The organism is Candidatus Hydrogenedentota bacterium (genome assembly GCA_019695095.1).
Taxonomy (GTDB): domain Bacteria; phylum Hydrogenedentota; class Hydrogenedentia; order Hydrogenedentales; family SLHB01; genus JAIBAQ01.
This window is the reverse complement of the sequence record JAIBAQ010000208.1, coordinates 1-9,781: the sequence shown is the minus strand read 5'-3', so window position 1 is coordinate 9,781 and position 9,781 is coordinate 1. Positions and strand designations below refer to the sequence as shown.

Genomic DNA, 9,781 nt, shown 5'->3' with positions numbered 1-9,781 from the left:
CTGGACGGAATCTGGTCGCGCAGCATTGTATTACCCGCGAACTTGCCCGCGGGCGACGCGGCGATTTCGGTGTCGGCATTCGACGTCAACGGCGACGAAGTTCAACTCACTGCGCCCGATGGCGCGAAGTCGCCCATGACGAGTTCGGCGACGGTGTCGATTCAAGGGGCTGCGCCCGCGCCCGCACCGGAGGCCGCTCCGGCTCCGGCGGCTGCCCCTGCTCCGACGGCCACCGCTTCGCCGGTGAGCGCCCCCGAAAAGAAGAACGGCTGATATCGGGAAAGACGTTTCCCAGTGTTGATCTGATTTCTCTGCAATTTGCGCGCAGTGCCGAGTCGCTGTGCAACTGGTGACACACATCTGGATGCGCATCCAATACACTAAACGGTGAGATCTGCACGTTCTTATAGGAGTCAGGGAATAGCCATCACGGATAGACCGGGTGCATGCCTTTACCGTTTTGTCAGCGCGTTCTTCATGGCCCTGGCGCTGCTCCCCCTTGCGCGCGCGGCCGACGGCAACGAACTGCCCGGAATCGGCGCTATCCAGAACAGTACCTCGGGGGCAGGGGTTGCCAGTCCTCAAGACGCTACTTGGGTGATGTTGAATCCCGCCGGGATCGTGGAGTTGGGCAAACGCCTCGACCTGTCGCTGGAGGTGCTCCTATACACACGCGGCGCGGAGCCCAAAGGTTCAGCCATCGCGTCCAACCCCTTCGCGGGCCATCTCGAAGACGACACGCCGATCGTGATTCCTTCGTTTGGTTTCGCCGTGCCCCTGAAGAACGGGACGTTCGCATCGGGCATCTTCGGCGTGCAGGGCAACAGCACCGACTACGACCGTCCGCGCGCTACGCTCGGCTACCTGGGCAACGGCGACCGGCGCGCGGAATTGCAGGTCGCAAAGATACCGCTGGCCTACGCGCACCAATTCGACAATGGCTGGTCCGTTGGCGCGTCCGTGCTGGGCATCGTCAGCACCTTCCGCACCGACTCGTTGACCCTCCGCCTTCGGCCAACCGAGGGCGACTGGCACTACGACTACGGTCTCGGTATCGGGTTTCAGGTGGGTGTGTACAAGCAATGGGAACGCTGGGCCTTTGGCGCGTCATACACGTCTCGCCAAGCGATGCAGCAGTATCGAAAATACGATGACGTGATCAAGTGGAACATGGACTCGCCTCAGAAGTTTCAGGTTGGTGTGGCGTTTCAAGCGACGCCCAAGCTCGAATTGCTGGCCGACTACAAGTTCGTCCGCTGGTCGGAGATCAATCAGCTCGCCAAACCTACCATTCAAGGCGGCCTCGGCTGGGACGATCAGAACATCTACAAGATAGGCGTGAATTACCGCGTCAACGATGCATGGACGCTGCGCGCGGGGTATTCGCACGGGAAGTCCGCCATATCCGACGAGTTCATCTTTGCGAACGCGCTCACGCCGGCGGTGGGCGAAGATACCGCCGCGATCGGGTTCAGCCGATCGCTCGGCGAGCATTCAGAGATTCATTTTGCGTATCAGCACACGTTCGAGGTAACCCGCGAAGAAAGCGGGAAAGGCGATCTGTTTTCCAAGCTGGGTCGAGGAACGAAGGTGAACTACGAAGAGGATGGGCTCATCGTTCAGTATTCGTACAAGTGGTGATTGGGGATCTGGCGGAAATCAGGGACAGACACGTCTTCGCTTCGCTGCGCTTGTGTCAGTCCCTGATTTCCGCCGCTATTGACTCATCCTTGGGGCAGCCAATATGTTGCTTTAATTGCGATTCACTGCACTAGTGCATCGACATCGCGTAGAAGTACACCGCGAAGAAGTGGCATGCGCTGCCGCCCAGCACGAAGACGTGCCAGATTGCGTGGTTATACGGCACCTTGTCCATCGCGTAGAACGTCACTCCGAGCGTGTACGTGATGCCTCCGATCAGAAGCAGCACCAGTCCACCGGTGGGTATCAGTTCCAGCGTGGGCTTCACCGCGCCGACGCCGAGCCATCCCATCGCGACGTAGATCGCCGGAGTCAGCATAGGCCAGCGGTTGATGTGAAACGTCTTGACGCCAATACCGATGAGCGCGAGCCCCCAGATAACGCAGAGGATGGTCCATCCCCAGGGGCCGCGCATGTTCAGCAGCGCAAACGGCGTGTAGGTGCCGGCGATCATGAGATAGATTGCGCAGTGGTCGAAGATGCGCAGCACGTGCTTCACGCGGGGCGACTGAAATGTATGGTAGAACGTTGAAGCGAGATACAACGTCAGCATGCAGGATCCGTAGATGGTGAAACTGACAATCTGCCAGGGGTCGCCCTTCATGGCCGAGGTTATGACCAACGCGGCCAACCCAACGACACTCAACACCACGCCAATGGCGTGCGTGATTACGTTGGCGATTTCTTCTCGGGTTTCGTACATTTTCACGTTAGCTTCCTTGCCAATTATACCGTGCCGCCGTCCTTGCCGGCTGGCTGCGTGGGTCCATTTTAGTCAATGGACAGGCGTTGCGCCAGTCTCTAATGGGTCTTGCCCGGAATCGTTTTCGGTTTCGACCGAATAGACGGTGATCCCCTCGCTATCATGAGACGCATGCACACCGGGGATGGTTTCAAAGTACTCGGGGCCCGCGCTGCCATCGCCGACCTGCGTATAGATCACCCGTATACGATGCTCGGCAATGAACGAGGAGGCATCGTGAACACTCATCTCCCCGCGAAGGAAGGCATTCAGCGGCGTAAGCAACTCGTTCGCATCGGGAGTCAACACTGGATGCCCGACGACGGTTCGCGCATCGACGAACTGTCCGAATAGGTTACTCATCGGTAGCGGGGCCGCGATCACATCGTCAGATTTCGTGTCTTGGTTCAACGTGGCGAAAGTGAGGTACTCGGCCTTGGACATGAAGTTCGAATAGGGCGAAGTGTTGATAGAGGCGACTTTTGTGTATAGCAGCGCACTTGGGATTACGCTGGCAATCAAACATGCTCCGACGACCCATTGCAGCGGCCGGATGGTCTTTGACCCAACCTCGCTCGGAAATTCCAGTAGGCTTACTGCAACGACGATCGCCGGCACAACCGATGGCGCGCCAACCGGCAGCGGCGCGGCACGTAGCGGGAATAGCAGCGCAAAACCCATTGGCGCCAGTGCGGCGATCAGCAGCAAACGCGACGCCGGAGTCGATGCGGGGAACTTGCGAAGCAGAGCGACGCGCAGGATCAGAAGAACACCCGCCACGCCGTATCCCAGAATGAGCCAATGCGGCACGGGCGTCGGCGGATACCACGAGGCCATCCATTCGGTGAAAGTGGGTGCGGCCCTGTGCAGGTGTAGATAGTAGAGAACAACCGGAATGCACGCGAGGAGCGGCAGTTGACGCAGCGCATTGAGACGCCAATCGAAACGCCCTGTATAGATTCCTTCCGTTACCGTGAACGCGGCGACGATAAGGAACATCGGAAACAGGTCGTGTGGTCCGCAGAGTCCGCGTACGGCAGCCAGGCACGCAGCCGCGACGTACCACACCGCGCGGCCCCTTTGTTCGCCAATTACCATGCATGCGATCACGGCAAGCCAGAGTCCCTGCGGCACGGCCAACAGCGGATTAAGGTACATCTGCCCGAAGGGATGAAGGGATATCGCGTAGGCGCCCAATCCGCCGCCAAACAGGCACATTGTCCGCGAGATCAACCGATGTCGCACATTAGGCAACACGGCGCGGTCGAGCAAGGCACAGCCTAACGCAAGGGCAAGTACTCCGAGAAAACGCCACACGCGGAACAACAAGTGCGTACGCCAGCCGAGAAACGGCAGGAGCTTGCCCATCACCCAGAATTGTAGATTGATATAGACTGGGGCGGTCTCCTGATCGGTCATGATATTGGCGAAGAGGAGGCGCCCTTTCGCGGCCTGGCGTATGAACGAAAAAGCTGCATTCGTGTTTTCGTGGTTCGCCAGTTGACCAATGAACATCATTCCTTCATGGGCGCGATTGGCAACTCTCCAATAGGAAACGTCCGTAATTGCGTACGCGAACACGGCTACTACAATGAGAATTAAGAACGCGCCCAAGGACATGACGCTCGGCGCACCATTTCCCCCGCTTTTAGAGTCATCTTCAGATGATGTTGAATCCATAGGCCCGAAGTATAGGATGCACAGTGGAGCCCTTCAAGGAACTGTGGGGGCGAGCAAAGAAGAAAACACTACGCAATCCCCTGCCTTTTCGCCGATAATCCCCTCATAGAAAAGGAGGCCCATGCAAACCGAACAATCCGCGAAACATCCCGTTGTCGAAATCACGGGCTTGGCCCACGGTGGCCATGGCGTGGGACGCGTAGAGGGACAAGTCTACTTCGTGCCCTGCGTGTTGCCGGGCGACGTCGTGCGCGTGCGCAACGTGCGCAAGACAAAAGGCGTCATGTGGGCCGATGCGGGCGCGTTGGTGAAGGCGTCCGAATTCCGCACGGAACCGCCGTGTCCCGCGTTCGGCGAGTGCGGCGGATGTTCCTGGCTGCACTTCGCATACCCGGCGCAAGCGGACTGGAAACGGCGCATCGTCTCCGACTGCCTGCAACGCATCGGCGGTATCGCCGTGGATGTCGCGTGGGTAGAAGACGAAACGTTGCGCCTCGGCTATCGCACGCGCGCCGAGTTTCACGGTGATGGTGAGCGCGTAGGTTTCTACGGTTCCTGGTCGCACGACGTCGTGGATCTTGCCGCGTGCCCGCTCTGTCATCCGAAGCTCAACGCGGCATTGGACCGCCTGCGCGCCGCGAAACCGCGGTGCAGTGTCGAAATCACGGTGAATCCGGACGGCGATGACGTGCTCGTATGGACCAAGTCCGCGAACGCCGCCGTTAACAAGGCATTCCCAACGCTGCAAACCGAGCGCGACGACGCGCCACGGCATTCGTTCGTGTTCGACGGCATACCGGTAGTTAACGGGACTTTCAGCCAGTCCAGCTTGTTGCTCAACCGGTTATTGACGCGTGCCGTTCGCGATGCGCTGAAAGGCGCGCATCGCGTGCTCGATCTGTACTGCGGGAACGGCAACTTCTCGGCGATGTTGCCCGGCGCGACGCAGGTTCTTGGATTGGACCACAACCGTTCGGTTGTGGCGGCGGCCAACACCGTGCGCCCCGATGCCTACCGCGTGGCATCGGAAGGCGGTTTTGGGCACGCTCTGCGCGCGTCCGCATGGGACGTCATCCTTCTGGACCCGCCGCGCACGGGCGCGAAGGCCATCGCGCAAGACTTGGGCAAAGCCGATGCGGGCCGTATCGTGTACGTCTCGTGCGACCCGGCGACACTCGCGCGCGACGCAAAAGCGATCGTTCAAGCAGGCTGGCGCGTTGATTCCGTGACCGCAATCGATATGTTCCCGAACACCGCGCACATCGAATCGGTGTGCGTATTCGAGCGCAAGTAGAGGGCTCAGGACAGAGTGTGTTACTCGCAAGCTGCGGTGTTCACCACGCCGCGGTCGGCGATCACTATCTACACGGGAACCCCAGCTTGATTCCTTACCGCCGCAGATAGGCTTGGAGTTCGCGCAATCCGATGATTGTTTTCCCGTCGTCGAACTCGAGGTTGGCCAAACCGCGTTCGACTTCATCGAACGTGAGCTCAACCAACTCCACGCGTTCATCGTGTTCGAGGCGCTGTTGCGTCTTGGTCAGATCGAAGGCCAGATAGATCTCGTCGCGCTCATTCGTGAAACCCGGCGAGCAATAGCAGGACGCAACATGCACCATGCGGCCGGCGGTGTGTCCGGTTTCTTCTTCGAGTTCGACGCGCGCGCGGCGTTCCGGGTCCTCGCCAGGCTCGATGCGCCCCGCCGGAATCTCCAGGATGTGCTTGTCGATGGCAATCCGAAACTGCCGGACGAGGATCACGCGGTTATCCACCACGGGTACGATGCCCACGCCGCCGCCGTGCACGCAGACTTCGCGGTGCGCGACGAGTCCGTCTTCGAGCCGCACTTCACCGACATGCACGTCGAAAATCTTGCCTTCGTATACGCTCTTCTTATGTACCCAGGTTTCGTTCACGTCTTCCCTTCTTTGTTGAGCAGAAACTGCCCGATCAACGTCGCGGCGACTTCGTCACACGCGCGCGCCGTGTTTCCGTTATCGTCATAGTGATTAGTGGCCACGAGTACGGCGAAGTCCTTCAGCGGGGCCACCCAGACAACCGCGAAATTCTGCGTATTGCTGCCCGCGTGGGTCAACACATTTCCGCCGCCCCAGTCGCGCGGCGTCACCAGCCACCCCAGCGCGTAGTCGCCGCCTGGAGGAGGCATATGCAGCTTCGCCAACGTTTCAGGCTTCACGAGGTGGAAGTGTTCTTGCGTTGTATCCAAATGGGCCCGCACAAACGAGGCCCAGTCTTCCAGGCTGCAATGCACCGTTCCCGCGGGACCCATGGCCGGCGGATTGTCGCTTCTCGGTCCAGGCTCGATCGCTTTCCGAGAGGTGTACTGACCGAGTAAATGAGTGGTGCGATGCTGCCACGGCTGGTCGATTGTTCCGGGCGCGCCCATGGAGCCGAAACCAGCCGTTTTCATGTTCAGCGGAGCAAAGATTCGCGTCTGCATGAGTGTTTCCCACGACTCTCCTGTGACGCGTTCGGCCACGGCCCCCGCGATTAGGTATCCGCCGTTCGAATATTCGAAGTCCTTGCCGGGAGTATGCTCGGGCTTCTCTTGAAGCATCTTTGTCGCGGCCCACAGCCGTTGTTCCTTGAGCGACCCCGGTAGCGCGTGCATCTCGTCAAACGAGACACCCTTCGGCCACGAGCGGCCCGAAAGCCCTGCCCGATGCATGAGCAGTTGCTCTACCGTCACGGTTTGAAACTCGGGCTGCATGCTCGACGCAAGTTCCGGAAACACTTCCGAGAGCGTCGTAGTCCAGCTCAGTTTGCCGTCGTCCACGAGCATCCCAATCAGCGTGGCGGTCATGGCCTTCGTATCCGAACCGAGGTGAAACGCGTCACTGTGCTTGGCAGCAACGCCGGACCCCTCTTTGCGTTCCCCCACGACCCCCAGCGCAATAACGCGCTCGACGCTCACGACGGCTGCGGCCAAGGCCGGAAGTTTGTGCTTCTCACGCAACGGCTCCAGCACACTCTTCAGATCCGTCGATTGCGGCACTTCGCCCGCGGCGGGGGGTTGCTCGGGCGCAGCCGATACGCAGGCAGCCCACGCGCACGCCGCGACGGCCACCGGAAACCAGCGCCTCCGATCTGTTTCCACTGTATGTCTCCTCGCTTTCATTTCCGCGCTCTCGCCCAGATGTTCAGGCCGAACTCAAACAGACCGGTTTGAATGGCGTCGGCGGCGAATCCTCCCTCTCGCAACCTTGCCCGTACGGATTCACGCGAGTACGAGTCCTTGTGTTCGCCAACTTCTTCGCTGCTGACAAGCCCAAGGAACGACAGCACACTCAAGATCGATTCGGTTCCCGCGTTGGGTGTCGTGAGGATGTAGACGCCGCCGGGTTTGAGGATGCGGTGGATTTCCGCCGTCAGCAGGGTCAACGCGCGCGGTTCGATGTGCTCGAACACGGCCAGCATCGTAACCACGTCGAAATGCTTGTCCTCATACGGAAGCGTCGCACTCGCCTCGACATCGTGATGGGTCAACGAGATTCCTTCTTCCTTCAAACGCGCAATCGTTTCGGGTCCCGCTACGCGATCCAGGCCATGTTTTTCGGCGAAGCGCGTTGAAGCGAGGAACAACGGAAACGTGCCGCAACCGATATCCAAGATGCGCCCGGACCGCGATTCTTCGGGTATGAGCCGCTCGGCCATGGCGCGCCGTTGCCGGGCCAAGAAACCTTCCAGCAACCCGTGGCCCCGCGTGACTTTCTCTGTAGACGCCAATGCCGCTCTCCCTTTATCCGTTTCTATCACGGATTTCTCACGAACACACTTGAACATCTCCCGTAACCCGCGTATCTGCGAGACTTGCGGTGAACAAAGCGGTTCTCCGAGAACAGAGTGTGTTCGCGAGAAATCCTCATGGCATAACCTCAACGTTTTGCACGTGAGCAATTTGCGTCGGCGCTCAATCGCGCCGGTGCAAATTGCGGACTATGGAGCCGGCTGGCCCAAGTCGTACAAATACGCGCTGGATTGAGTCGACTCAAAGGCATCGAGACGCTTCCCTACGGTGTCGAGGTACGTGGTGAAGAACTGCCGTTCCTGTCCCGACAGGTGCGCATGCGACGTTTCGAAGACAAACCAAACACGCGACTTTCCGCGCAGCGACGCGATGTCTTGCACGTAGTAGGACCAGTCCGCGCGCCGCGATTCGCCCAACACCTTCGTCCCTTGCAGGTTGCCTGCCTTCTTCTCGTAGTACTGCAACGGGAAGATTGCCCAGTGGTACACGTACACCGTATCGCCCGTCTCAATACGATTCTTGAGGTACTCGTAGGTGGGCCGTATGCCTTCCGACGCCTCGGGCCGCAACACCGAACGCGCCGCCGTAATCGAAGGCTGCATCAACGCGACTGCCACGATGCAGGCCGGTATCAGCGGCGAACGCGTCTGCGCGCGAATGCGTTCGAATCCCTCGGCGATGAACGGCAAGGTCAGCGGCACGGTGAACAACAGGAACCGCGTCGTGAACGGATACCGTTGCAGTCCACTTGCCAGAAGGGCAAACGCCAATGGCGTAAGCAGCAACGCGCCCAAAACGGGCGCGCGGCGAAAGAACGGCCCGACACCCAACACAAAAAGGATTGCGCCGACCCCTGCCGCGGTCATGCCTAGCGGATCGTTGAAGTAATCGAAGAAGGCGCGCACGAACCAATTCACGTCAACAAACGAACGCGGAGGAAATGGCATGAACGTGTCCGTCCACCAGGAGCGCACCACGATGTTTGCGCCGATGGTGTGCAGCGAGAAAAGGTAATACGCGGCAAAACTCGCGGCCCACACGGCGCCAACCGTGCTCCAACCCGCGAACGCGCGGTAGCGGCGGCGGTGAATGGAGTCAATCGTCAGCGTCGTGGCCGCGCCAGCCAGTACGAAGATCGCCGGGTAGGCGCACCAGACGGCGGCCGCTCCCGTTAATGCGGCTACGATACCACGCCCGATTCCGCCGCGCCCCTGCGCCATCGGCGACAGCACAAGCAAGAGCACCAGCGTGACCAGGACGTCCGTTGCGTATTGCTTGACCTCCCCCGAATAGCGAATGCACGGCCCCGACACCGCGAACAGCGCCAGGGCAAACATCGCGCCTCCCCAGGCAGTCCACCGGCGAAGCAATACGCAGAGAAGGACTACCGACAGCAGGCCCGCAAGCAAAGGAACGGCGCGCAATGCGAACTCGCTGGACCCCAGGTAGTCCACAACGGCGCGCTCGAGCATCAGGAATGCGAACGGCGCGCCCTGTCCATAATCGAGCCGTTCCAGCAGCCCCGAATAGGAGCGGTTCAGGATGTTCAGCGCCAGATACGCCTCGTCGAGCCAAATCGCCTTATTGTGGAGATACTGCGCGAGGCGGAGTCCGCACGCGACCAATAACACCACGCCGGGAACGGCCCATGCGGCCGTGCGCGCAAGGCCGGATCCCGGTTTTGATGGAGTGGAAGAGGTTGCTTCTAATGCCATACGCGAGAGGATACTACAGGGCGATACGCCGGGGCAGCTTTCGGGTCGGCTGGATTCAAATTGTAAGTGCAACAGAGTTTGAAGAGAAGACTTCGTAAGGGGTTCGGTATTTGAGTTTTTTCCTAGGTCGATTGTTGAGTTCCTGGACTAGGGGTTGAAGTTGTTCCTGTGAGA

Annotated in this window: 9 protein-coding genes; 3 read left to right on the top strand and 6 right to left on the bottom strand. The window is 59.7% G+C overall.

Going from position 1 to position 9,781, the window contains the following annotated elements:
- Positions 1 to 273: hypothetical protein (locus tag K1Y02_22560; GenBank protein MBX7259162.1), on the top strand; the 273-nt coding region annotated here is incomplete at its 5' end.
- Positions 274 to 477: 204 nt separating this feature from the next.
- A complete protein-coding gene (locus K1Y02_22555) occupies positions 478 to 1,641 on the top strand; it encodes an outer membrane protein transport protein (protein ID MBX7259161.1) in 1,164 nt (387 codons plus the stop codon).
- Positions 1,642 to 1,771: 130 nt separating this feature from the next.
- On the opposite strand, the gene K1Y02_22550 is transcribed toward K1Y02_22555, so the two are convergent.
- Together K1Y02_22550 and K1Y02_22545 are read right to left on the bottom strand one after the other, a co-directional pair.
- Positions 1,772 to 2,404, bottom strand: a complete 633-nt coding sequence (locus K1Y02_22550) for a hemolysin III family protein (GenBank protein MBX7259160.1) — start codon at positions 2,402 to 2,404, stop codon at positions 1,772 to 1,774.
- Positions 2,405 to 2,476: 72 nt separating this feature from the next.
- Complete coding sequence (locus tag K1Y02_22545; GenBank protein ID MBX7259159.1) at positions 2,477 to 4,063, bottom strand: hypothetical protein; 1,587 nt, start codon at positions 4,061 to 4,063, stop codon at positions 2,477 to 2,479.
- Between the two features lie 181 nt (positions 4,064 to 4,244).
- On the opposite strand from K1Y02_22545, the gene K1Y02_22540 reads away from it, so the two are divergent.
- Positions 4,245 to 5,417: a TRAM domain-containing protein gene (locus K1Y02_22540; protein ID MBX7259158.1), complete on the top strand. Its 1,173-nt coding sequence runs from the start codon at positions 4,245 to 4,247 to the stop codon at positions 5,415 to 5,417.
- A gap of 94 nt (positions 5,418 to 5,511) precedes the next feature.
- Here K1Y02_22540 and K1Y02_22535 read toward each other — a convergent pair whose 3' ends face one another.
- The 4 genes from K1Y02_22535 to K1Y02_22520 form a co-directional block, all read right to left on the bottom strand.
- A complete protein-coding gene (locus tag K1Y02_22535; GenBank protein ID MBX7259157.1) occupies positions 5,512 to 6,039 on the bottom strand; it encodes an NUDIX hydrolase in 528 nt (175 codons plus the stop codon).
- Entirely contained in the window at positions 6,036 to 7,241 is a 1,206-nt protein-coding gene (locus K1Y02_22530; GenBank protein MBX7259156.1) for a beta-lactamase family protein, read from the bottom strand. Before K1Y02_22530 ends, K1Y02_22535 begins: the two co-directional genes overlap by 4 nt.
- A 17-nt stretch (positions 7,242 to 7,258) precedes the next feature.
- On the bottom strand, positions 7,259 to 7,798 hold the full coding sequence (locus tag K1Y02_22525) for a class I SAM-dependent methyltransferase (protein ID MBX7259155.1): 540 nt from the start codon (positions 7,796 to 7,798) through the stop codon (positions 7,259 to 7,261).
- Positions 7,799 to 8,080: 282 nt separating this feature from the next.
- Positions 8,081 to 9,607, bottom strand: coding sequence for a hypothetical protein (locus tag K1Y02_22520; protein MBX7259154.1), 1,527 nt, complete (start codon positions 9,605 to 9,607; stop codon positions 8,081 to 8,083).
- Positions 9,608 to 9,781 lie beyond the last annotated feature (174 nt).